We start from the raw sequence: 24,519 nt of genomic DNA on the forward strand, positions 1-24,519 counted from the left end.
GCCACTAAGCACCGAAGTGCCCCGTTCGACTTGCATGTGTTAAGCGCGCCGCCAGCGTTCGTCCTGAGCCAGGATCAAACTCTCCATGAGAATTCAAACAGCTCTTTGTTGAACGAAACGCCGGACAATTACGTCCGTTGCTTCCGTTCGGAATACTTCACGTTGACATCCCGTGTTGCACGTGAATGCGGAGGACGTGTTGCCTCCGGCTGACTCCACCACGGGGCGCCTGTTTACAAAAGCACTCCCAAGACCCGAATTGTCAATTTCAGAATCCCGCGGACCAAAGCCCGCTTCGTTCGTTCTGCTCCATGGCAACCAGACCAGTTTCACCCGGTCCGCCGCGTCCGCCCGTCGCAGCGGGCAGTCCTTCAAGCTAACAGCGTTGGGCCAGTCCGTCAACCCCTCAGCTTCAACAACTTTTTCGCTTTTGCGAATCCCGCCGTGCGCCGAACTCCTTCAAGCTACTGGAGTTTTCCGATTCCGTCAAGGGGCGGTATTCCAAACTTTTCTCTTCGCCGCCCCGCCGCCGCCATTCAGGCGACAGCCCTAGAAACTATCAGCCCTTCCCCGCATCGTCAAGGCCGGATCCGAAACTTCTTTCGACCGGACCCGCGGGCCGTGCACCCGCGTTCCCGGCGGACAGCTCCGGGGAAACGGAGGGAGCCGCCGGCGGAACGACCGGGGCTCCCAGAAACCAGTGCCCCCGCGAAGCCGAAGCTTCGCGGGGGCACGATCAAGGGGTGGGCGACGGGGCTCGAACCCGCGACCTCCGGAACCACAATCCGGCGCTCTAACCAGCTGAGCTACGCTCACCGTGATGTCAATTCAGCCGCCGCTTTCCCGGCGACGCGCACAATTTGTAAAAACCTGCGCGATCGCGCAAGGGCCTGCCTCAAACTTTCTTTATCCCGGCGGTGCAGTACGCGCCGGCCAGCATCGGCCGCCGATACCGGGTGGCGCGTCCGATGGCGCCTTCTGCCATTGCGGGGATCCGTTCCGTTACCTCGACGTCCCTGCCCCATCCGCGAATCCCGCGCTCCACTCCGCCGGCCGGGAGATGCGCGCGGCCGACGAACGGAGCGGAGGTACGGCAGGGCGCGCGGGGAGCAGTGCGTCACCCCGCCGATCCTGGCGGACCCGCGAATCAGGGCGTGGCGGCCAAGGCCTGCGCAGGGGCATCCATCCCTGCCCCGCCTGCGCGGACGATCACCTCGTGGCGCACTCCGTCATCCACGAGCGAAAAGGACGGGCCCTCCACGTTCCTCCCATCCACCGTCACCGACGCGCCCGCCGCGCGGATGCGGCCCGGGTGCAGCACCGTAATCACATACAGCGCGGCCCCGAAGCGGTACTCGATGGTGAACTCCGGCCAGGCGTCCGGTACGCACGGGTCGATGCGCAGCGTATCGCCGCGCCGGGTGAAGCCCAGGATGGACTCCAGGCCCACCCGGTACGTCCAGCTCGCCGAGCCCGTGTACCACGTCCATCCGCCGCGCCCCAGCTGACCTTCCGCCGTGTACACGTCCGCCGCCACCACGTACGGCTCGGCGCGATAGCGGTGCACCCCCTCCGCCGTGGCGGTGTGGGTGAGCGGATTCAGCATCTGGTACAGCTCGAACGCGCGGTTCCCTTCCCCGCGGATCGCGGTGGCCAGCACCGCCCAGAGCGCGGCGTGCGTGTACTGGGCCCCATTCTCCCGCACGCCGGGAAGGTAGCCCTTGATGTAACCCGGATCGTTCGAAGTCTGGTCGAACGGCGGCGTGAGAAGGACGAGCATCCTCTCCTTTTCGCGCACCAGGTGCTCTTCCATCGACCGCATCGCCCGGTCCTGCCGCTCCGGGGCGCCCGCGCCGGAAATGACGCTCCAGCTCTGCGCGATGGAGTCGATGCGGCACTCGTCGCTTTCCCGCGAGCCGAGCGGCGTGCCGTCGTCAAAGTACGCGCGCCGATACCACTCCCCGTCCCACCCGTGCGCCTCGGCGGCGGCGGCGTACCCGTCCGCGTGTGCCCGAAGCTCCGCCGCGACCGCTTCGTCCCCGCGCCGGTCGGCGTGCAGGGCAAAGGCGCGCAGCGTGGCCGTGAGGAACCACGCCAGCCACACGCTCTCACCCCGGCCCTCGTAGCCCACGCGGTTCATTCCGTCGTTCCAGTCGCCGATGCCGATGAGCGGCAGGCCGTGCGCGCCCGAGGTGCACGCGCGCCGCAGCCCGCGCAGGCAGTGCTCGTACACGCTGGCGTGCTCATCCGCCACCTGGGGCAGGTCGTACACCTCGTGCTCGTGCGGCTCCAGCGAGCGCATGGACAGAAAGGGGACGGATTCGTCCAGCACCGCCGCGTCGCCGGTGACGTTCACGTATCCATCCACCACGTACGCCAGCCAGGCCAGGTCGTCAGAGAAGCGGGTGCGCACGCCCCGGCCGCTCTGCGGATGCCACCAGTGCTGCACGTCGCCCTCCACGAACTGCCGCGCCGCCGCGCGCAGAATGTGCTCCCGCGCCACCGCCGGCTCCGCGTACACGAAGGCGAGCACGTCCTGAAGCTGGTCGCGGAAGCCGTACGCGCCGCTGCTCTGGTACAGTGCGGAACGCGCCCACATGCGGCAGGAAAGGGCCTGGTACAGCGCCCAGCGGTTGAGCATGGCGTCGAACGCGGGGTCCGGCGTGCGCACGGTGATGACGGACAGGCGCTCCGCCCACGCCGCCACGCTCACCGCGGAGGCCGCCGCGGCCGTGCCCGCGCCGCTGTGGCGCAGGATGGCGGCGCGCGCCTCCGCTTCCCCCTCCGCCGCGCCCAGAAGGACGGCGATCTCCCGCGTTTCCCCCGGAGCCAGCTCCAGCAGGCACTGCAGCGCCGCGCAGGGGTCGTGGCCCGCGCCCGTCGTCCCCAGCAGCCCGGCGGTGCGCAGGGAGGCGGGATCGGACAGGGTGCCGTTGCGGCCCAGGAACTCGCGCCGGTCCGCCGTGTGGGCGGTCACCGGCTCGCTGAGCGCGCAGTACGCCACCCACGCGGCGAACTGCGGATCGAACGAGTTCTGCGCCAGCACGGCCCCCAGTTCCGCGTCATAGCGCGTGTGCACCTGGTGCTGGGTGTGCTCGCGCAGCACGCCCAGCGTCCACTCCGCGTACGCCGTCAGCCCAATGCGGCGCGGCTGGTCTCCATGGTTGGTTACGCGGAGGACGGAAAGGCGCGCCGCATCCCCCTCCGCCATCGCCAGGGTGAGGTGCGTCCGGATTCCGCCGTGCTCGGAGGCGAAGGTGGAGGATCCCGCGCCGTGGCGGACCGTGTATTCCGCCTCCCCGCCCGCCGGGGCCGGGGTGGCGCTCCACAGCTCGCCCGTGTCCTCGTCGCGCAGGTAGATGACCTCCGGCGCGGGATCGCTGACCGGGTCGTTGTGCCAGGGCGTCAATCGATAGAAGTAGCTGTTGCCCGCCCAGGTGTAGCCGGCGCCGCGCTCGCTCACCACGAAGCCGCCGTACGGGTTGGCGACGACGTTCACCCACGGCGCGGGCGGAACGAAGCCGCCGCGGACGCGCACCTCGTAGTCGCCCTCCGCCGTCAGTCCGCCGTGCCCGTTGTCGAAGCGCAGCACGTCCGGCGAGGCGAACGCCTGCGTGTCCACGCCGCGGCGCGGGGGGAGAACCGTCGCCGCGGTACCGGACAGGTCCGCCGTGTGATGCGAGCGCACCCGGCGCCCCGCGGGGAGGGCGGGGAGCGCGTGCTGCTCCAGCGCGCGGTGCGGAGCCCGGTCCGGCACGGGATCCGGCGCAGGCGCCCGGTCGGAAACCGTGGTTTCCTCCATCACGTGGGCCAGCGTGCGCCCGTCGCAGTGGATGGCCAGCCGCGCCGTCCCCCGAAGCATCAGGAGCGTGGCTTCGTCCATCTGGTCGCGCGTGCGCACGAAGACGCCGCCCGGCCGGTCCAGCTCCGTCTCGCCGGAGGCGAACATCCCCTCCATGATCCTGTCGTGCACCTCCTGCAGGTAGGTGGAAGGCTGCGCGTTGAGGACGACCAGGTCCACCGTCATTCCGCGGCGGCGCCAGTACTGGTGCGCGGCAAAGAGCTGGCGCAGCGTCGGGAGGCCGTCGGCGGTGTCGATGGAGGCCAGCACGATGGGCCAGTCGCCGCTGATTCCCGCCGCCCACAGCAGCGGCTGAGAGCCGTGGTTGCGCGCGAGCTCCTCCTGCGGCGCGCGAAGCTCCGCCCGGGGATACAGCATGGCGCCCGCGATCTCCTGAAAGACCGCCGCGTCCGCCGGCGTGAGCGCCAGTTCGCGCAGTTCCACCTGCTGTGAGGTCCACGCCAGGTCCAGCGCCCGCTGCGCCGCGCTGGAATCGTGATAGCGGCCCGCGAGCTCAAAGGCGCGCTCGCGGGTCGCCGCTACCAGCGTGGTAAAGGCGACGGAGGCGGACTGCCCCGGCTGCAGCCGCACGCGGGTGCGCAGGGCGAAGATGGGGTCCAGCACCGCGCCCGTCGTCCCCGACAGCGGCCCGTCCGTTTCCAGGACGGCGGGGTCGCGCGGGGTGGCGCCGCGTCCCAGAAAGCGGGCGCGGTCCGTTTCGCAGGTGACGGAGCCCACGCGGTCGCGCCCGTCATCCACCACGTGCACGCACCACAGGACCGGCTCTCCCGCGGCGCGGGGGCGGCGGGTGGCGGTGACGGCGGTACACCACGAGTGCCACTCCGTCTGCACGAACAGGTTGGCGAACGCGGGGTGCGCGCGGTCCGCGTCCGGCTTGCCGAGCACGATTTCGCCGTAGCTGGTCAGCTCGATCTCCCGCGCCTCCGCGCCGTGGTTGGTCACCGTCACGCTGCGCACCTCGGCGGCGTCCTCGGGCACCACGGCGATCTCCGTCCGCGTCTCGATCTCCCCGTCCGAGCGCAGAAAGGTGACGCGGTCCGTGGCGAGCAGCGCGCGGTAGGCGTCCGCGGGGGCGCACACCGGCTGGTGCGCGGCGGACCACACCCGGCCGCTCGTGACGTCCCTGAGGTAGATGAACTGCCCTGACGCATCCGACGTCCCGTCCGCCCGCCAGCGGGTGACGGCCAGCTCCTCGTAGCGGCTGTAGCCGGAGCCGCAGTGGCTCACCATGATGGTGTACGGCGCGCGGCCCAGCAGGGCGATGTGCGGGCGCTCCGTGTCCGGCCGGTCGAACTCGCGCACAGCCGGGCTTTCCGTCTCCGGGTCCGGAAGCGCCTCGTCCGCGCGGGTCGCCTGCGCGTCGCGGAGCATCAGCCGCCGCGGAACCCGCTCGTGCAGCAGCAGCTCCGCAGACCGGACCAGCGGATCGGCGTGAAAGTGGTCCTGCCATCCGTGCACGGCCAGCACGTTGGTGAGCGCCGCCAGCCCCATTCCCACGTGGTGCGCCATGTAGTTGCCCACGACGGCGTAGCGCCGCGCCGGGTCCGGCCGGGTGTAGTCCAGCGCGTCGCGAAAGCCGTACGGCCCCAGCGCCCCCTTGGCCTCCAGCGCCGCCATGTTCCCCAGCGCGCGCGCCGGCGCCACCATCAGCGCCAGTACCGAGGCGTACGGGGCGATGACCAGGTCGCGCCCCAGCCCGCGCTTGAGCGCCAGGTCCGGCACGCCGAAGGCGCGGTACTGATAGGTGAGATGGCGGTCGCGCAGGTTGTACGCGCTTTCGCTCACACCCCAGGGCACGCCCCGCTCCGTGCCGTACGCCACCTGCCGGCGGACGGCGCCGGAGTACGTCTGGTCGAGGAGCGTGAAGGGGAGCGAGCGCATCACCAGCGCCGGCATCAGGTACTCGAACATGCTGCCGCTCCACGACACCAGCGCCGTTTCCCCCGCGGCGTGGGTGAGCGAGCGGCCCAGGCGGAACCAGTGGTCCACCGGTACTTCGCCCTTGGCGATGGCGACGAAGCTGGCCAGCCGCGACTCCGACGCCAGCAGGTCGTAGTACGACGGGTCCAGCGCCGCGCCCGCGTGCTGGTAGCCGATGGAAAAAAGCTCGCGCTCCCCGTCGAACAGAAAACGGAAGTCCATTTCCGCCACGTAGCGGTCCGCGCGCGCGGCGATGGCCTCCAGCCGCGCCGCGGTGTCGTCCGCTGATCCGGCGGCTTCGGCGCGATGCTCGTCTACGCGGCGCAGGCTCCACTCGATCCACTCCTCCGCCGGACCGCGCGCCTCCGCGGGAATGTCCGCGCCGGAAACGGCGTTCAGCGCATCGCGCAGGGCCGCGGCCCCATCCATCGTATCGATCGTTCCGCTCGAGCCGGAGTCCTCGCCGAAGAGCGCCGTCTCCGCGCGCCGAAGCGAGGTCGCGGCGATCTGCGCGATCCGCTGCGCCTCCGGCCCTTCCACCGAGGCGGCGAGGGCGCGCAGCCGTTCATCCGCCAGCGCCAGCGCGGTCCGCATCCCCGCGGCGAACCCGGCGTCCGGCACGGGCTCGTCGCGCGCGGACAGGCACGCCTGGCGGAGCGCGAGCAGGTGCCCGGCCAGGTTGCCGCTGTCCACGGTGGACACGTACGCCGGCTCCAGCACGTGCAGGTCGGTGAGATCGTACCAGTTGAAGAAGTGCCCGCGGTGGCGCCGCAGCCGCTCCAGCGTGCGGAAGGTGAGCTCCAGCCGCCGCGCCATTTCCGCGCAGGTGATGAAACCCAGCTCGTACGCGCTCCCCACCGCCAGCAGCTGCAGGCCGATGTTGGTGGGCGACGTCCGCATGGCGACCACGGGCGACGGGTCCTCCTGAAAGTTGTCCGGGACCAGCGCGTGCGTCTCCGGCCCCACAAACCGGTCAAAAAAGCGCCAGTGCAGCAGCGCCAGCCGCATCGCATCCGTCCGCTGCACGGCGGAAAGGGGACGCGTGCCGCGGATGGCGGGGGCGCTGAGGGCGTGCGCGATGGCGGGAGACGCGATCCACAGCGCCAGCACCGGAAGCGCGGCGGCGATCACCATCCACCCCGGCCCGCCGCCGCCCATCACACGCCACCCGACGAGAACTCCGGCGCCCAGGGCCAGCAGCGGCGCGGAGATCATCGCGCGCCACACGCTGGACGCCGCGCGGCTGGCGGAGCGCTCCGCGCCGGAGGCCGTCTGCCACTCCAGCAGCGAGCGCCGGGTGACGAACAGGCGCCACAGCGTGCGGGCGATGGCGTCCGCCGACACCCAGGCCTGGTGCGGCAGGAACGCGACCGCCAGCCCCACCTGCTGGGCGCTGATCACCGCGTCGCGCGCGACGGCGGCGTAGTACGCGTGCCACGAGCGGTCCAGCGGCGGGCGCAGAACCGCGAGAACGAGGGAGATGATCCACGGCGCGGCGATGGCCAGCAGCCCCAGCAGCGTCCACCTGGGCGGCGAGCCGGGCAGGAACGCCCATCCCGCCACGAGAAAGAGGAGGAGGCCGATCTCCAGCGTGCTGCGGCGCAGGTTGTCGAGGATCTTCCACCGGGCGATGGCGGGAAGCCGGTTGGGCTCCGGCCCGTCCGGCCCCGACACGCGCGGCGTCAGCCAGGGAAGCAGCTGCCAGTCGCCGCGCACCCAGCGGTGCTTGCGCCGCGTCCAGGTGAGGTAGCGGGTGGGATAGTCATCGTAGACGCTGATCTCGGTGGCCAACCCCGCGCGAGCGTAGCTCCCCTCCACCAGGTCGTGGGACAGGAGGGTGTTTTCCGGAAAGCGCCCGTGCGTGGCCCGCTCGAATGCGTCCACGTCGTAGATGCCCTTTCCGGTGAAGCTTCCCTCGCCGTACAGGTCCTGGTAGACGTCGGAAACGGCGGTGGTGTACGGATCCACGCCGGGATGCCCGGAGTGGATGGCGGCGAACCGGGAGGCGTGCGCGCTGGGCAGGCGTACGCCCACCCGCGGCTGCAGGATGCCGTAGCCGCGTACCACGCGCCCCGCCGCCTCGTCGTACACGGCGCGGTTGAGGGGATGCGCCAGCGCGCCCACCAGCTCCGCCGCAGCGCCCGGGGGGAGCACCGTGTCCGCGTCCAGGGTGATGACGTAGCGCACCTCCGGCAGCGGCCGCACATCCCCGACGATGGTGGAGAACGCGCTCTCCGCGCCGCCGCGCAGCCAGTGGTTGAACTGGGACAGTTTGCCGCGCTTGCGCTCCCATCCCATCCACACGCCCTGCCGGGGATTCCACAGGCGGGGACGGTGGAAAAGATAGAAAGCGTCTTCGCGGCCACGGCCGTAGCGCTCGTTGAGCGCGCGCACCCCCGCCGCCGCCGCGGCGACGATCTCGTCATCCCCCGCGACCGTCTGCGTGTCCGCGTCGGTGAAGTCGCTCAGCACGGCGAAGTGCAGGTTGGGCTGGCGGTTGGCCAGAAACTGCACCTCCAGGTTCTCCAGCGCCTCCTGCACCGCGTCGATCCCGCCGAACAGCGTGGGAACGACCACCGCGGTCCGCAGGCCGGCGGGAATGCCGCCGTGCTCCCCCAGTTCCAGCTTGGGGAGCACGCGGGGCGGCAGGTACGCGGTCACCAGCTGGTTCACCGCGCTCAGGGCGATGTCGAACGCGGGAAGAAAGGCCAGCAGGAGCACGACGGGCCACGCGCTCCACGCCGCGTGCCCCGCCAGCCAGAGCACCGCCGCCAGCGCCGCCGCCGTGCCCCCCGCCACCCCGCCGCCGAACACCCAGTCCGGATGGCGCAGCACCCAGCGGTGCACCGCCTCGCCGGCGCGCGGCCGGTATCCGGTCTCCGCCTCCAGCTCCGCCAGCCCCTTGTCCACCAGGTAGTAGCCGACATGGGCGCGGAGGTCCGACGCCGTATCTTCCGCACCGGCCCGGGCGCGGTCCACCGCGGCGCGTGCGACGGCTTCCTCCCCCAGCCCCGTGCGGCGGGCGATGCGCTCCACGGCGTGGCGGTAGCTGTCGCGCGTGGCAAAGGTCATCCGCCCGTAGAAGCCGGCGGGGTCCTGACGGAGCACGGCGTCCATGGCGCTCTGCCCCTCCACGAACACGCGCCAGTCCAGGTGGGCGATGGCGCGCAGCGAGGTGATGCTGTGCGCCATCATCACCTGCGTGAGCGCCAGGTGCTGGGTGGAGCGGGCCGCCGCGTCGTCCGCGCCCAGAGCCCGGTCGCCGATCCACGCCTCGATCTGCGCCAGCGGGGGGTACGCGCCGCGCGTCAGCCGCAGCTGGTGAAGGAAGCGGGAAACGAAGACCGGCGTCAGCGGCGGCGGATCTCCGGCAAAGGCGTCCAGTGCCGCGCCCAGCGCCTCCGGCCCTTCGCCGCTGGCCTCTCCGATGCGCGCGGCCCACGCGCCGGCCGCTTCCATCTCGTCCATCCGCTGCACAGTGCGCAGCGCCATCCGCCGGACGCTTTCCAGCAGCGCCAGCCGCAGCATGGCGGGAATGGCCCACAGCTCGCCGATGCACAGCGGCGTGTGCGCCTGGAAGGCGGAAACGAAGCGCTCCAGGTTCTCCAGGTTCACCCGGCTCTCGGTGTGCGAGATCAGGGTGATGGCCAGTTCGTAGACGCGCGGATAGCCGGCCAGCGCGCCGCTGGACAGCTCGGGGAGTTCGCGGTAGTAGCCCGGGGGGAGGGTATCCAGCACCTCGCGGATGTGCTCCTGCACCACGTAGGCGTTGTCCAGCAGCCACTCGCCGGCGGGGCCCACGTCCAGTTCACGGTCGGCGCCCGCGGCCAGCTGCGCGTACGCGTCGTTCAGAATGCCGCGGGTCTGGTTGAGCCGGCTGAGGAGGGGAGCGCCGCGGGAGCCGCGCGGGGTGGCGGCAAGCGTCTGCCGGAGCGCGACCTGGCCGGCCTTTTCGGCGAGCTGGTCGGCGCCCAGAAGCTCGCCGCGGATGGGGCCGGACAGAAGCTCGTCGCGCCCGGGGCGGGCGCGGGGCGTCAGAAGGGAGCGGAGGCGGATCGGGGCGACGGTCGAGTCTTCATCGGACAAAGTCTACCTTGGGGCAGGAGCCGGAGCGGCTCGGTGTGGGCCTTTCCCCGGCTTGCGCCATCGGAGAACTCGCCCGTACGGATGCGCGCGCCCGCGGGCGCCGGCGCAATCCGCTACGCGGCCGCGACCGCCAGGACGGGTACGCGCCCCGGGACTGCTTCGCGGCCGGTGACGTCCTGCACCGCCATGCGGAACAGGACGGTGCGGAAGCCGACGGGATCGTCGCCGCTGAACGTGTCGGGAATCAGACCGCGCAGCAGCTGCACGCCCTGCCACCACTCCGCGTCGTGATCCGCCCGCCCGTCATCCACCAGCGTGTAGAACCCGCCATGGACGACCACGCTGCGCCACTGAAACACCGCTTCCACCTCGTCCACCTCGAACGCGACGGGCGCCCAGTGCGTGCTGGTGGCGGCCAGCTTGGACCCGTTGGAGGTGCGCCCGTACAGCCAGGCGCCGTGCTGCACGTAGCTCAGCGGCTCGATCTGCACGCGGTTGCCGGAGGTGTAGGCAATGCGCCCCACGGAGTTGCGGCCCAGGATCGCCATGCATTCATCACGGTCCAGCGAGCGGAAGCTGGGACGGGCAGAGTCGTTCATCACGGTCCTGTGGCGCGGGTGGGACGTTGTTGGTCAATTGTACAATAGCGGATATTATCCATTTGGTCAAAAGAGCACCGCGATTCAGATGACGGGCATCCAGACGGGCGCTCGCGCCGCACGGAAACGCCGGGGTTCATCTTCGAGGCCGGAGTGACGGGTTGGGGATCGGCGGGTCGGGCCGGGCGGAGCGGGATGCGCATCGCGCGATGCGTGGCGGATCCTGCACCGAACGGGAGGTGGGGTGGCGAAGCGGGAGGGGGAGCCCGATCCGTGGCGTGGGAACAATCAGCGGATGGCGCTCGAGTTTCCGCCCGTGCGTCTATCGGCCGGAGGGCTCCTTCGTCGACACCGTCCAGGAAACCGGCCCGGAGGGTGAGTTCCGGCAAGGCCACGGCGCGCTCAGTGCCTCAGTCCGGCCGGACGCGGATCAACTCCACGCGATACCCGGAGCCTTCCGTCGCGAGGATGACGCGAGGCGGGTACCCGGGGATCGGCTCTCTGCTGACGTACAATCGAAAGGCGCGTCCACACCCGTCCCCGCTCGCGCGCACCTGCCACGCCGGGAAGATCCCGGCCGGCACGGTAACCGTCGTTTCCCGCTCCACCGCAAGGGAGAGCAGGCAGGGATCTCCCGTGGTGTTGGTGAATGTCGGCAGAACGAATCGGCGGCCGAGCGAGAGGTCAGGCGTCGCGAGCAGCATCAGGTCCGACATTCCGGGGAGCAGGGTGCCCTCATGCGCGTTGTATTGGAGGGCGAAAGTGGGCTTCCCGTAATCCTGGGCGATTCCCACGACAGAGTCTCCCACCCGTCGCAGAATCACGCGGGCAGTCGCCGAGCCCTGGTACATGGTCGCGGCATAAGAAACGGGAGCAAAGGAAACCGCGTCGATGCGTGTTTCGGATGTGCTGCCGCGCTGGTCACCGCGTAGTGTGGTGAGGAGCCGGACTACGGCATGGCCGTCGCGCGTCTCGTGCAGGATCTGCTGGGTGATGCTGTCGGACTGCCCGCGGAGGCGGTAGACGCCGGTGAGTGGGCGGAGCCGGCCGACCTCAGGGCGGGGAGGGACCGGCGACCCGGAGAACCGCGGAGGCGGAAGCCGCTTGCAGGCGGTCTGGACGACATCCAGCACGTCCGAAGTCGCTCCGGCCGCACGCAGCCGAGCTTCCGCTTCGGGACCCCACGCGAACCCGAGGCACCGCTCTCGAGAGCCGGCCTGGATGCGTACCGGCGGTACCCTGTCGCGAATCAGGCGGGCCACCTCGTCGAGTGTCAGTGGAGGGAGCTGGACCGCGGCGCGGCAGGCCATCAGCATGAACCACACGACCAGCAGTGCGCCCATCCGGCCGCGCGAACACCGCACCGGCGGAGAAGCCACAGGAGAGATATTCACGGGTTTCGATGATCCTATGTACATTTTGCCTCCGCCTTCTGGACTGCGGCGTCAGTCTCGCACGCGGTCCGGACCTCCGAGGCCTGCGCGGCGATCTGCTTCAGCATCGAACGCACGGGCTGGGAATTGGGAAACTGACGGTCGAGCACCTCCAGCCGCTGAAGGGCCGCGTCCAAGCGACGAAGGGCGGGTTGGTACTCGCCGCGCGCGAACTCCGCTCGCGCTTCGGCGAGTGCCTGTGGCGCGAACGCAAGGGTTCCGGCATCGGGATCGCGCGGCGGCCGGGGACGACGCGAAACTTCCGGCACTCCACGCTGCGGGCGGGACGAGGAGGGCGGGCCGGCCGGCCTCCGCACGGGTTCCACACGGGGCTGCTCGCCGGTCCGGCTCGACGGCGGCGGGTGCGGCGGATCCGCCGCACCCGTCACGCGCCGCGGTTCCTGCTGGGCCGCCGCCGCGACGGCCGGCCGCGCCTGGCCGTCCCGTGACGGTGGGGCCTGCCCAGCATTCCAGCCGTACACCCAGGTACTGACTCCCAGCGTCAGGGCGCCCGCTCCACCGGCCAGGGCGGTTCTGGAAAGTCGCCACCACCTCGGGGGCGGGAGAGCGACGGGGGACGCCGCTGCGGGACGGCGCGCGACGGGAGGCGGAAGAAGCACCAGCGTCGCGGGATCCACCCCGGAGCGGGCGACCAGCTGTGGACACTCGCACTCCAGCGGGTGTTTCAGTGCCAGCGCCGCGCATGCCTGCTCGAACGCCCTGCCCACCGAGTGGCCAAAGGCAATCGCCCGGTAGAAGGAGCCGGCGAAGGTGACCGCGGCCGCGTCGGAGATCGTGCTCCGGGTGCCGATGGCACACCCCACGACCTCCGCGATCGCCTCTGCCTGCGGCAGCGAAAGGCAGGCGTTCAGAACGACGATCCGGGTCTCTGCACCGAACACGGAGAACAAGCGCGCCAGTCCCTCCGCCCCCACCGCGTGGGATCGGCCGTCATCCCCTACCAGCACCAGGCCGTGACTGCCTCCATGGCCGCTGAAGTGCACCACGTCGGCGGTGACTTCGTTCATCGCCTGCAGCAGATCATCGGAGCGCGCGGCCCAGCGCACGTCGAATTCCACCGCATCCCGGTAATCCGCGGCACGCACCGTCTCGCGCATCCGCCGCACTTCCTCGTCCAGCATCAGCCTGGGGGCGGAGCCGCCCGCGGCCGAGGACAGCGGATCTGCGGCGAACACCTGCACCGTGATCTTGCGCATGTACGATTGCGATGAATCCATCCGTACCGGGATTGCGAGTCGCTCATGCACCCTGCCGCCCTGCGACGGCCGGATCCTCAGCGGGTCCGCTGCGTGGCTCGCTGGATGGCGCGTTCGATGTCCTTCTTGATTCCCTGGGCATGCCGGCGGCTCTGATCCGGCGCGGAGACGAGGGGAGCCTCGGCCAGGTCAGCGCCCGTGAGCCAGCCGGAGGGACTCCCCGACATGTACGCGTCCGCCGCGACGCGGATCTCGCTGCCGGAGCCGGAAGGCTGCACGCGAATGGCGAACTGTACGGCAACGGGATCACTCAACCACCCGCCGCCACGGATCCCGCGCAAGCTGAGCAGGAGCCCCGCCGCGTCGAAATCGCGTTCGACCGGGATGTGCTCCCGCGCGAGCACGTCCAGGACGAGTGACCGGACAGAGTCGGGGGAGAGGGTCGTCCTCAATCCGGCCGTCGCCTGTACCAGGGCCAGCGCCCGGGAGGGCTCCAGCGACGGGACGTTGCGGCGTCCCTGTACACGTCCGAACCCGTAGGCGCGGGTGAAGTCCTCGTCCAGCACGATAAGATACGAGCCATGCGTGAGCGCGATTCCCGGGGTCAGCTTCAGCATCCTGGGGTCGGTTCCCGCCGGCCCCGCCTGCAGCGGGATCTCCGTGCGGAGCAGCGCGCCGTTCAGAACGCCGTCCGTCAGGTGGAACATGCGGACGCGCGTGGGGCGGGAGGTTTCGCGGAAGAGGACCAGGGTCGGATTGTCGTCCTCGACTTCCATTGCCTGAATCGCGCGTCCGTTCGGCACCTGGATCCTTGGCATCGGCTGTCCCCGCCCGTCGGTCCAGGTATTGTCGAGCGTCATGGCCACAAGGGGGAGGCGGGAGGGTTCCCCGCCCCGAACCACGAACATCCCGAACTCCGACGGGAGCGGAACCGATGCCGTTGCACCCGCTCCCATCCCCGATCGGGGTTGACCGCTGCGCGACACGGCGGCGTGCATCGCGGCGATCACCTCCCGGTTCACGCGCGCGTCGCTCAGCGCGACGATCTCCCGGACGCCTACGTTGAAGCTCGACCGCGAGCTTTCGATGGTCGAAACGATCACGGCCGGGTCGACCGATGCCCGTGTCAGTTCGACGATGTGCTCATTCGTGAGCACCTCCTGCGCGTGCGCGGGGACGGGAGCGAGCGCCAGGACGCACAGCGTCGCGAAGCGCAGAACGGCGGTTCCAAGTCCATGAGACCGGATCAAACGGGTTTTCATCGTCGTTTGGGGATGATGGTTGTCCAATGATTGCTGGGCTCGGGCAGCGGCACACCCGGCGTCGTGAGGGTTTTCTGCCTCGGCGGTTCCCGGCGGAACGGACCGGGGCCAGGCACCGGCGGGACGCCGAAGAATGACCCTTTCACGTCCACGATGGACGGCAGCTCCTGTGATTTCACGCCGAAGGCAACGGCGGTGGTGGCGAGTCACGGCTGAACCACCCGCACGGGCGCCGGCGCTGGGCGTTCCCACGCCAGAGCGCGGCAGGGGACACCGGGGCTCGCTTCGCGTTCGGCTGAAGCGCCGCGAACCCGGGGGTGATCGGCGGGAGGGGCTCGCCAGACCCCCCGGGTTCCGGGAAACGAGCCCGCCGCATGCCGCGGAGCAGGCTCCTTCTGGTCGATGATCCAGATCAGTTGCGCGGGTTCCGAAGGCGCTCGTTGATCTTGCGCGTAAGCGCTTCGAGCTTGCGCGCCAACATCGCATCGTCCGGCGTCTGCATCCCGGCGGGGGTGAAGGCCGCTGCCCCCGGCGCCGCATCGCCGGCGGACGGAGCGCCTCCCGTCATGACGCACCGCACCGAACTGCCGACCCCCCGCTCGTTTACGCCGATCTCACCACTGGCGGCGTCGAAGGCAACGCCGTTTCCCTGGCCGTCCAGCGAACTCGTCCAGAACACACCCGCGCGGTCCCCGTTCTGCAGCTCCCCGGTGTTGTGATCGCGAACGCCGGCCAGCGGAAGCTTGAGGGTGGACTGCCACGCTCCGTTTGCGTCAGTGATCACCGCCGCTCGGTCGATGGCCGCGAAATCCGCGCTGGATGGCAGGCGCCAGTTCCCGCCGATGGCCGCACATGGATCTACACCGCGCCGCGCACTCGCGTCGGCGGGGCTGCGCCCGGTCCACTCGTCCGCAGGCCGGTCGGAAGGCCACCACCAGGGAAAGTTGTACATGAACGGCACCCTCCCGGCCGACGCCACCTGTCCCGGGTCGCGGGGATGGGTCGCGGGATCGATGGTGCCGGTGTGCAGCGCACCGGGAAGAGCGCGGGTATTCGCCGGCTCGCGCACCTGATGGCCGTCGTCCCAGCGGCCCCACTGAAAGAGGTCGCCATACGCGCGGGAATCCTCGCGGTCCTCCGCTACGCGCTCGCTTCCCAGGTTCTGCTGCAGCCACACGTTCCCGTCCTCCGCACGGACGGTGGCAAGCCGGACCTGCTGGCCGCGGTAGCGAAACGTGACGTAGCCGGTCTCGCCCACTTCGCGGCCGGGTGTCCGCCCGGCGGGACCCGCATCCTGGAACGACGCGGATCTCTGGCCGTGGGCGGATGCCGTGCAGGCGCACAAAAGCACGATGAGGAGCAGCTTGAGCTTCATGGTCGGACCTTCCCAGGTAAGAGGGTGGAGCGATGAACGAACCAGCTCGGCGCGCTTGATCGACGGGTACCGTCACCAGTGCGCGAACAATTCGTCGGACGCGCTCCTCCCGTTTCGCACGGGAGTGCTCGTCCGCGCCCTTGGGGGTCAGACTGCGGATCGATCATCAAGCGGTTGGGCCGTGCGCGCCCCGCGCGATCTGCGCAAATCGGTGCGCGTTCGTGGACGATGTCGGCACCGAGGATCGCGGACGGCTGTTCTTCGCCCGGGCGGCGAGCAGCGAGTGCGACGCGACCATCCGTCACCCGCTCCGCGTTGGAGCGCTTGGGGGGATGTGGAGGGAGTTCGAGCGGACGTTCCTGGAGAACGGGGTGGCCGCTTTCGCGGCGCTGGTGGATGAAGCGCCCGTGGACGAGGGGGTGCGGAGCCCCACGGTCAAGCAGCCCCAGGTCGTGGCCGTACGAGGCCCGCCTCGCCACACTCGCCTACCGCGGTGGCAAGGAGGAAAACCTTGGCGGCCGCGAGCTTTTCCCCACGCGCCGAGTTCCGCGTACGCCCCGCCCTGGGATCCTGGAGGTTCGGGCACTGTCCCGGCCGCACGCGGACGGCCCCGTCTGACTGCTGCCGTGGCGAGATGGCGGTTTGGGGCACCATGCGCGTGCCCCGGAAGAGCGGCTGACGCCCCGATGGAAGGATTGGAAAATCTCGAGAGTGTGAAACCGCCGAAGGAGTCCAAAAACGAAGAACCCCCGCGACCGCTGCAAATGCAGCAATCGCGGGGGTTTCGACGGACACGCGCCAGGCTGGGCTCGAACCAGCGACCTACGGCTTAGAAGGCCGTTGCTCTATCCAACTGAGCTACTGGCGCTTGCATCTGCCAGCCATAGTCGGGGCGCCCGGATTCGAACCGAGGACCTCCTGCTCCCAAAGCAGGCGCGCTACCGGACTGCGCCACACCCCGTCGGGAGCGCGAAAAGCTACGCCTCCGGGCCGGATCGGTCAACCCCCGCAAGATCACGCGCCACGGCGCGCACCGCGATCCCCCGATGGCCCCCTCCTCCTCACCCGCGTTCCCTACTTGTTGGCCCGTTCTCGCCCGGCTTACGCTCCGGTCTTTTTATCGCTGAAACGATGGAAGGCCCGTATTGAAGCGGCAGAGCCCGGCTTTCGGCATCCACTCGCGAAGGTTGACACCCACGGGGACAACGAGTTGAGATGCGCGAGCCAGATTGCGTCCACCGAGCCACGCCGACTCGGCGGGCGCCGCGCCGTGGCGCCGGTTGTCACCCAGCACCAGGGAATGCATCATGACCACTGTCAAGGCAGGAACACTGCGGCGGGCCGCCGAAGCCGCGGACGGGATGCGCGGGCAGGAGGTGTACCTGCAGATCGGGCAAGATGACTTCGTGATCACGGAGCAGAAACCGGCGAATCAGGATCCCGACAGGCTGCTGATTACGTGCCACACTTGCGACTATCCCGTTCCCGACAGGCCCAATCTGCTGTCCGTGGTCGCGAGCACCCGGAAAGGAAGCAACTCCAAGGCGCATTCCCTGCGAGACGACTACGACGCCGTGTTCTGGAGCGAGTCCGCGATCGAGAAGTTCGTACAGCCGTATTACGCGCGCATGTACGGCGTCGATGCCGGCGTCCGGCTTAGACTCATGCAGGAGGCGTGGAGGGACCCTGACGTCTTCGCGTTTGCCCATCTTCCCAAGTCCGAGCCGTACGCACTTCATGGGCTGATCGCGTTGCCGAGCGGCGCCACCATCATCGAATCCAACTTCCACATCCTGGCGGCGGGAGAGCACAGAGCAATCGCCATGATCCCCGAAAAGTATGCGCTAGAGCCCCGGGACAATATCCGCGAAGAGGCGGTCTCGTAGGATGAACTCGCGGTTCTCGTGGCGGACGGCCAGGTATTCGCGCAGGAGCCGCAGCGCCTGGTTCCGTTCACCCAGAACGAGCCGCACGTAGGCCTCGTCGTACTTCAGGTCCACCGCCAGTTCGCGATTGTTTCCCACATCACGGCGGGCCCGGGCGAGTTCCGCCCGGGCCCGCTCGCCATCTCCGACGCGCGCGGACACCGACGCCGCCACCAGCCGCCGGAAGATGGGGCTGTAGGGATTACCGGCCTGCCGCGCCTTGGCGGGGGGATCAAGCACCTCCAGCCGGGCCACCAGTGCCCAGGCCCGCGCCGGATCCGGGGAAACGCCGGGGTCCTCCCGCAGCAGCAGGAGCTGGCAGTCCAGAAACCGCCAGTCGTTCGGGAACTCCCGCCCCCCGCGCCCGCACCACCGCGCAGCACCGGCATAGTCGCCCAGCATCATCGTACTGCGGAACATGCGGTCCAGGATGGCGGGCGCCTCCTCCAGAAACGCATCCTCCTCCAGCGCCCGTTCCGCGGCCTGTTCCGATTCGGCGAGCGCGCCTTTCATCCGCAGCAGCTGGCTCAGCGTGCTCCAGGCGCGCGCGAGTTCCGGGGCACGGAGCGTCGCCGCGCGAAGGTCGCGTTCGGCATTGGGCCTGAGAGAATCCGGCGCCTCGCTGACCGCGGTGGACAAGCGCCAGCTCGCCGTGCCGCGCACTTCCAGCGCCGCCGCGTTCTCCCCGTCCAGATCGAGCGCCGCCGCGGCATGCCCCAGCGCGGCCTGCAGCGCCTGCACCCGCGCGGTCCCGGAGGTGAGCCCGGAGAGTTCCACCCACACCCACGCACGGTCAATCCGGGGCTGAACCCACTGCCGGTCCTCCTGCTGCGCACGGTGCAGAAGCGAATCGGCGGTCTGCAGGAGCGCGGCCGCGGCGGCGACATCCAAGGGATCGTTGTGCAGGGCCACCCTCCGCGCCCGGGCCCGGAAGCCGTCCGCTCTCACCGCCAGCGCGTAGGCGGACGCGCTGCGCGTGCCCGCGCGGTGCTCCCTCAACCGCACCTGATCGCCAAGACGCCGGCGGAGAAACCGCTCCACCTGAGCGGAAACCGCGTCCTGCAGCGCGAACAATTCCGTTTGCGCCACCTGCACCTGCGTGCTCGCCAGCTGCTCCCCCGTGATGCCGTCCACCATCTGCACGTCCACGCGGTAGACGGCTCCGGACCGCTGCAGGCGCCCGGTGACCAGCGTTCCCACCCGCAGCCGCCGGGTGATGCTGTCCAGCACCACGGCCCGGCCGGCATACGGCATGACGCCTCTGCGGGGGATCACGCGCAGGGTGCCCAGTCCGCTCAGCCGGTCGATCAGCGATCCGGTGATCGCGTCCGCCAGCGCCTGGTGTTCAGGATCACCCGAGGCCTCAAAGGGCATGACGGCGATCCGCCGGATGTCCAGCGCCTCCTGGGACGCATCGGAAGCCGGCACTCCGGGAAGCAGCCTCAGCAGACCCACGATCAGCAGCGCACCCAGGGCCGCCGCTCCCACGTGGCCGGCAAACCGCGCCAACAGCGCACCACGAGTAGTGGGCGGAACGAGGGCCGCGGAGGCGGGACCGGTGTGCGCCAGTGGCCCTCCAACTGAGGCGGCGGCAGGCGGCGCCGGTCCGGAGCCAGCCGTACGATGCTCCTCCCCGTCCTCCCCGGCGCGGGAGAAATCCTCCTCCGGAGCCGCACCCGCATCCCCGCCGGCCTCCGCTTCCGGCTCCGCCCCGCGCGCCGGAGCTTCCCCTTCCGCGAAAACTTCCTCCTCGGCGGGTGCTTCCCCCTCCACGAACGGTTCATCCTCCGCCGGTGCGCGAGCCACCAGGCGGGGGAGCGCCGCGGTTTCCGCCGCCAGCCGGTGCATCGCCTCGCCCACCTCGGGGTCGGGATCCACGCCGAGTTCCTCGCGCAGAAATACCCCGTGGGCCGCCGCATGCTTGAGCGCGGCCCCCCGTTCCCCACCCGCCGCCAGCGCATGCATCAGCCGCAGCGCGATCCGCGAACTGTACGGATCGTGAACGGCACGCCGCCGCCACCATCCCGCCGCTCCCGCGAAATCCGCCGCGCGCTCGCACTGCTCAGCCAGCGCCTCCACGGCGGTGCCGTACGCGTCAGACAGCGAGGAGCGCACCTCCTCTGCCCACCGCTCGAACTCCGGCGCGTCGGATACGTGGAATCCGTCCAGAAACGGCCCGCGGTACAACGCCACCGCGTCACGGAAGCACTCCCCGGCCATCGCCGCGCGGAATGCCGCCACATCGGTGCCCAGGATCGCGGGGTTGAGCCCCACCTCGTCGCCCGCCGTGACGAAGACGCTCTCGCCGACCGCCTTGCGCAGCACGTACAGCGCTTCGGAAAGCTGGTGCCGGCCGGCGTCCGACGGCTGGTCCGGCCACAGATAGCCCAGGATTCGTTCGCGCCCCACCGCGCGCGCCTGGGCCCCCGCCAGTATGGCCAGAAGCGCCAGGCGCCTGCGGTGTGCGGCCCGGCCCTGAACCGGCCCGTGCGGACCGAGCAGAACCGCTCCCCCCAGAACCCTCAACTCAAAGGCGGAACCCATGGAAATACAGGGATTGAGAGACGCTTCGGATAAAAGTTGAGACCTGCTCCCCATGATGATGCGCGTGGCCGGCGGAACGCAACCGTTGTCCGGCCCCGCCCGCGGCGTTGCTCCGATGCCGCGCGATCATCCCCGAGACCTGGAGTGGATTCATGCCCCGCATTCTCCCCCTCCCCCCGTGGCTCCGGCCCCTGCTGGCCGCGCCCGGGCTGCTGGCCGCGTACGCACCCCTGGCCGCGCAACTTCAGCCAGCCGTACCCGCGGTTCCCGCGGAGTTCCCCGCCCCGCTCTGGCTGGCCCTGCTGGTGGCCGGGGTCTCCGGGGCCGTGGGCGCCTTTGCCGCCGACCTGGTTACGGACGGCGGACGCATTGAGCAGTGGCGCCGCGACGAGGCGGGATGGAGCCTCGGCTTCGTGGGAAAGATGATCGTGGGGCTCGTGGCCGCGATCGTCTTTCTTACCCTGAACCCGCCGGGGAACGCGTGGATGGCGCTGGTAGGCACCGCCCTCGCCGCCGGACTGGGCGGCGAGGCCATCCTTCTGGCCATCGTGGCGTCCCGGCGCGCGCAGGCCGCCGAATCCGAGGCGAGCCATCAGCGCGGGGCGGTGCTTGAAACGCTCGATTCCTGGGCGGAAAACATTCGAACCTTTGAATCGGTCGCGCTCGCGGCGGCGACGGCGCGGACCGGAGCTCCCGCGAGCGGAAAGATGATCGCCGGGGCCGCCGCCTCGGACCAGGACGATCCAGCCGACCGGACCTCCGCGCTGGCCGTCATCAGCGCCTACGCGGACCACGCGGTCGCGGAGGTCCGCAGGCGTACACCGGCCCGGCCCGGCGAGGCATCCACCATCCCGCCCGGCGACGGGTGACACCCGGCCCTGCCCCCAACCTTTTCAGGAGTACGACATGAACAGGATGATCCCGCTTCTGCCCGCGGCGCTCGCGGCGCTTTCCGGCTGCGCCATCTTCAGCCGCACCGAGCCCGTGGTTCTGCGGCGCTACGCTACCCACACGGTGGTTCAGGATTCCGCCTCCGCGGTCCGGATCACGGTATTCGCCCTCCCCGTTCCCGCCGCCCCGTCCACCGCGACCGTGCTCACCAGCCTGAGCCCTGAAGCGCAGGCCGAGATGGTGAAGGCGATGGCGGCACGGACGGGGGGAGATGCCCGCGCGCTGGTACAGGCACTGGCGCTCCCCATCCGGGAGGCGAGTTCCACACCCAGCTTCCAGGACCGCACCCGCATCTCGCGCCGCCTGGTGTTCTCGCTGGATCACTCCTCCAGCAGCGCCGCGGACCGCATCAGCGACGCACGCATCATCGTGCGCCCGGTGAACGGCAGCCAGTTCGTAAGCTGGAACCGGATCGAGAACCCGCGTGAGACGGTGGACGTGGGGAAACTGAGTCTGTCGCGCGAGCGGAACACCGGCGCGGAACTCGGACTCGCGCTTCCCTTTCTCTCCGCCACGCCGAGCCTTTCCGCATCCGCCGCCACCACGCTGCAGGAAGAGATGGTGCTGCGCCGCCAGCGTACGCCGCTCACCGGCACCCTGACGGCAACGGAGGCGGTCCTCCTTCAGCAGGGGGACATCGAGACCGATCTGAGCGGCAACATCACCGCGGACTTCGACATGGTGGTGCCACACGGGGGCTACTACACCGTGTTCACGGCCTCACTCCCGGACGCGTGCGGAGGCGCGCCGAGCTTCAATCGCCAGACTACCCGCTACGCGGCCGCCGGGCTGAATGCACCTTCGGACACTGGACGCGGCGCCGGAGGGCCCGCCCCGGTCGGGGTGAACGTGGAACTCCAGTACACCCTGCGCCACGTACCGGCGGGGGACCGCACGCTTCCCGAGGGCGACGACGCGGCCGAGTTCCGCAAGGGCCGCGACACCATCCGCCTGGTGGAAATCCTTCCGGGAGAAGCCCTGCGGTTTGCCGTCTTTCAGCTGCGCATCGCCGGGGACTCCATCGAGATCGAAGGCGCGGCGCCGAGCGCACGAGCCGACCGCAGAAATGTCCTGGAATTCGGGACCTTCGAGGAGGCGGTGGACATGCTCGCGTGGATCCGGCGCTGCACGGTCGCCAAGCTGGGATATCCGCTCTGGGCGGGAAACCGCGCGATGACCGACGGCGACCGGGCGGCCATGCACGTGTGGCGCGCGCCCGTGAACTACAAGGGGGATGAGGGAGAGCTTCCCCTCCGGCGGTGAGACCCGCCTGACCAGACACTTGATCAAAGCGTGCGCGCCGGGGCGGCGGGCCATGCCGGCCGCCCCGGCGCGGCACGATCCCGTCCGCGGGCGCACCCCTCCGTTGAAAGGACGCTGACATGACAGGCGACAACCTGATTCCCGAACCCGTCTCGCGAAGACTGCGCATCTTTGCGCTCGACCCCGCCCTTGCGGCCCGGTATGACTCCGCCGGGATCGCGGAGGTCACAGTGCGGATCCCATGGGAAAGTGACCTGAAGCGCGGTCCCGTGGGCGAATACGTTGAGGTGATCGACGCCGATCCCGCGAGCGGCGTGTTCTACCGGCCGGTCGACCTGAATGACCCCCGCGTGCTCGCGAGCGACGGGCTCATGCCTTCCGAATCCAACCCGCAGTTCCACCAGCAGATGGTGTACGCGGTCGCCATGACCACCATCCGGCACTTCGAGCAGGCGCTGGGCCGCGTGGCGCTGTGGTCCACCCGCAGGGAGAAGACCACGACCCGCGGCCGGGAAACGTTTCGCGACCGCTTCGTGCGCCGGCTGCGCCTGTACCCGCACGCGCTGCGCGACCGCAACGCCTTCTACAGCCCGGAAAAGAAGGCGGTGCTCTTCGGGTACTTTCCCGTACGCGCCGGCGACGGTGGCAGTTCGCCGGGAACGCTGGTGTTCACCTGTCTTTCGCACGACATCATCGCCCACGAGGTCACGCATGCGCTCCTGGACGGGGTTCATCCACGTTTCGCCGAGCCGGTGAACGCCGATGTGCTGGCGTTCCACGAGGCGTTTGCCGACATCGTGGCGCTGTTTCAGCACTTTTCCTATCCCGGCGTGCTGGCGGACCAGATCGCCCGCACCCGCGGAAACCTGGCCGGCGAGAACCTTCTCGGGCAGCTGGCGCAGCAGTTTGGCGCCGCCTCGGGCCGCGGGCGGGCGCTGCGGGATGCGCTGGGCGGGATCAATCCGGCGACCGGGCGGTGGGAACCCCACACGCCGGACGTCCGCGCGCTGGAGCGCACGGGCGAAGCACACGCGCGCGGCGGCATTCTGGTGGCGGCGGTGTTCGGCGCGTTTCTGAAGGTGTACCGGGCGCGCACGGCGGACCTGTACCGGATCGCCAGTGGGGGCACCGGCGTGCTCGAGGGCGACCTCCACCCGGACCTGGCCGCCCGGCTGGCGGCGGAGGCGGCGCGGACGGCGGAGCAGACGCTGCGGATGTGCATCCGCGCCATCGACTACTGCCCTCCGGTGGCCATCACCTTCGGCGACTACCTGCGCGCGGTGGTGACGGCGGAAGCCGACTTCAACCCCGACGACCCGGACGGATTCCGCCTGGCGTTCGTGGAAAGCTTTCGCCAGTGGGGAATTCAACCGCGGGGAACGCGCGGCATATCGGTCGACGGGCTGCTCTGGCCGGCCGGCGACACCGCGCGCGACGAGGCGGGTCTTTCGGCGGACGCGGAAGGCATCCGGTCGCTGCTCGCCGAAAGCGCTCCCGAGGACCAGCGGCTGCGGGGGTGGGACCTGGAAACGGACCGGTACCAGACGTGGGTGGGAATCGACAGGAATTCGGCCGCGCTCTGGGCCTGGCTGGTCCGCGGCCCCGGACGGGGGTGGGCCCGCGCATTCGGCCTGGTGCTGGAGGAAGAAGAAGCGCCCGCCACGGTGTTCCGCACCGCCAACGGCGTCGCGCTGGAGGTGCACTCGGTGCGCACGGCCGTACGCCGCACCTCGCGCGGGTCGCCCACCACCGATCTCGTCGTGGAATTCACTCAGCGCCGCCGCGGGTATCTGGATCCCGCCAGACAGGCGGAGATGGACGCTCTCCCGCCCGGAGCGCAGGAAATGGCGAAGCCCGACTTCGTCTACCGGGCCGGGTGCACTCTGCTGATCTCCCGCGGAACGATGGCCGTGCGCCGCGTGATCCGCACCGCGGGGACCGTGGCCGACGACGAGGAACTGGCGCGCATGCGGCTGTTTCTGTCCGGAGGAATGCCCCCCGCGAACGCGTTCGCCCCCGCGCTGGCGGCCATGAACGCCCGCGAGCCGTTCGCGATTCTTCACGCAGGCGAGGAGGACTGAC

At 70.2% G+C, this 24,519-nt stretch carries 11 protein-coding genes, 3 tRNA genes and 1 rRNA gene; 4 read left to right on the top strand and 11 right to left on the bottom strand.

The genetic code is table 11. The features are described from left to right. From HNQ61_RS14340 to HNQ61_RS14385, 10 genes are all read right to left on the bottom strand, one after another. Positions 1-90: ribosomal RNA gene (locus tag HNQ61_RS14340) — 16S ribosomal RNA — on the bottom strand; the annotation flags it as partial. Between the two features lie 651 nt (positions 91-741). Continuing rightward, positions 742-817 (bottom strand) — tRNA-His (locus tag HNQ61_RS14345). A 330-nt stretch (positions 818-1,147) separates the two neighbouring features. After that, the gene (locus tag HNQ61_RS14350) at positions 1,148-9,868 is read right to left on the bottom strand and encodes a GH36-type glycosyl hydrolase domain-containing protein (RefSeq protein WP_170036911.1); all 8,721 of its coding nucleotides are present in this window, start codon (positions 9,866-9,868) and stop codon (positions 1,148-1,150) included. 113 nt (positions 9,869-9,981) lie between these two features. Further along, entirely contained in the window at positions 9,982-10,467 is a 486-nt protein-coding gene (locus tag HNQ61_RS14355) for a pyridoxamine 5'-phosphate oxidase family protein (RefSeq protein ID WP_170036909.1), read from the bottom strand. Between the two features lie 410 nt (positions 10,468-10,877). Next, complete coding sequence (locus tag HNQ61_RS14360; protein WP_170036907.1) at positions 10,878-11,810, bottom strand: DUF3108 domain-containing protein; 933 nt, start codon at positions 11,808-11,810, stop codon at positions 10,878-10,880. A gap of 65 nt (positions 11,811-11,875) precedes the next feature. Next, the gene (locus HNQ61_RS14365; RefSeq protein ID WP_170036906.1) at positions 11,876-13,117 is read right to left on the bottom strand and encodes a CHAT domain-containing protein; all 1,242 of its coding nucleotides are present in this window, start codon (positions 13,115-13,117) and stop codon (positions 11,876-11,878) included. Between the two features lie 77 nt (positions 13,118-13,194). Next, the gene (locus HNQ61_RS14370; RefSeq protein WP_170036904.1) at positions 13,195-14,379 is read right to left on the bottom strand and encodes a hypothetical protein; all 1,185 of its coding nucleotides are present in this window, start codon (positions 14,377-14,379) and stop codon (positions 13,195-13,197) included. Positions 14,380-14,791: 412 nt separating this feature from the next. Next, positions 14,792-15,754 (bottom strand): hypothetical protein, encoded by a 963-nt coding sequence (locus HNQ61_RS14375; protein ID WP_170036891.1) that lies wholly within the window; start codon positions 15,752-15,754, stop codon positions 14,792-14,794. 794 nt (positions 15,755-16,548) lie between these two features. After that, positions 16,549-16,622: transfer RNA gene (locus HNQ61_RS14380), tRNA-Arg, on the bottom strand. 19 nt (positions 16,623-16,641) lie between these two features. Then, positions 16,642-16,715 (bottom strand) — tRNA-Pro (locus HNQ61_RS14385). A 346-nt stretch (positions 16,716-17,061) separates the two neighbouring features. Between HNQ61_RS14385 and HNQ61_RS14390 the strand changes: the two genes are divergently transcribed. Beyond that, on the top strand, positions 17,062-17,640 hold the full coding sequence (locus HNQ61_RS14390; RefSeq protein ID WP_170036889.1) for a hypothetical protein: 579 nt from the start codon (positions 17,062-17,064) through the stop codon (positions 17,638-17,640). On the opposite strand, the gene HNQ61_RS14395 is transcribed toward HNQ61_RS14390, so the two are convergent. Continuing rightward, complete coding sequence (locus tag HNQ61_RS14395; RefSeq protein ID WP_183685698.1) at positions 17,599-20,223, bottom strand: BTAD domain-containing putative transcriptional regulator; 2,625 nt, start codon at positions 20,221-20,223, stop codon at positions 17,599-17,601. The two genes, HNQ61_RS14390 and HNQ61_RS14395, sit on opposite strands and share 42 nt — an antisense overlap. Before the next feature lie 152 nt (positions 20,224-20,375). Here HNQ61_RS14395 and HNQ61_RS14400 point away from each other — a divergent pair, with 152 nt between their 5' ends. The 3 genes from HNQ61_RS14400 to HNQ61_RS14410 all read left to right on the top strand — a co-directional run bounded on the left by HNQ61_RS14400 (position 20,376) and on the right by HNQ61_RS14410 (position 24,518). Beyond that, entirely contained in the window at positions 20,376-21,092 is a 717-nt protein-coding gene (locus HNQ61_RS14400; RefSeq protein WP_170036885.1) for a DUF4257 domain-containing protein, read from the top strand. Between the two features lie 37 nt (positions 21,093-21,129). After that, the gene (locus HNQ61_RS14405) at positions 21,130-22,437 is read left to right on the top strand and encodes a hypothetical protein (RefSeq protein ID WP_170036883.1); all 1,308 of its coding nucleotides are present in this window, start codon (positions 21,130-21,132) and stop codon (positions 22,435-22,437) included. 269 nt (positions 22,438-22,706) lie between these two features. Next, positions 22,707-24,518 (top strand): gluzincin family metallopeptidase, encoded by a 1,812-nt coding sequence (locus tag HNQ61_RS14410; RefSeq protein WP_170036881.1) that lies wholly within the window; start codon positions 22,707-22,709, stop codon positions 24,516-24,518. Position 24,519 lies beyond the last annotated feature (1 nt).

It is taken from the genome of Longimicrobium terrae (genome assembly GCF_014202995.1).
Classification (GTDB): Bacteria; Gemmatimonadota; Gemmatimonadetes; order Longimicrobiales; family Longimicrobiaceae; genus Longimicrobium; species Longimicrobium terrae.

Excerpts from the sequence above, each read along its gene's own strand:
- HNQ61_RS14375 (WP_170036891.1), bottom strand. The coding sequence starts at position 15,754 with ATGAAGCTCAAGCTGCTCCTCATCGTGCTTTTGTGCGCCTGCACGGCA.
- HNQ61_RS14400 (WP_170036885.1), top strand. The coding sequence starts at position 20,376 with ATGCCCCGCATTCTCCCCCTCCCCCCGTGGCTCCGGCCCCTGCTGGCC.
- HNQ61_RS14360 (WP_170036907.1), bottom strand. The coding sequence starts at position 11,810 with ATGGGCGCACTGCTGGTCGTGTGGTTCATGCTGATGGCCTGCCGCGCC.
- HNQ61_RS14405 (WP_170036883.1), top strand. The coding sequence starts at position 21,130 with ATGAACAGGATGATCCCGCTTCTGCCCGCGGCGCTCGCGGCGCTTTCC.
- HNQ61_RS14395 (WP_183685698.1), bottom strand. The coding sequence starts at position 20,223 with ATGGGTTCCGCCTTTGAGTTGAGGGTTCTGGGGGGAGCGGTTCTGCTC.
- HNQ61_RS14365 (WP_170036906.1), bottom strand. The coding sequence starts at position 13,117 with ATGCGCAAGATCACGGTGCAGGTGTTCGCCGCAGATCCGCTGTCCTCG.
- HNQ61_RS14370 (WP_170036904.1), bottom strand. The coding sequence starts at position 14,379 with ATGAAAACCCGTTTGATCCGGTCTCATGGACTTGGAACCGCCGTTCTG.
- HNQ61_RS14390 (WP_170036889.1), top strand. The coding sequence starts at position 17,062 with ATGACCACTGTCAAGGCAGGAACACTGCGGCGGGCCGCCGAAGCCGCG.
- HNQ61_RS14355 (WP_170036909.1), bottom strand. The coding sequence starts at position 10,467 with ATGAACGACTCTGCCCGTCCCAGCTTCCGCTCGCTGGACCGTGATGAA.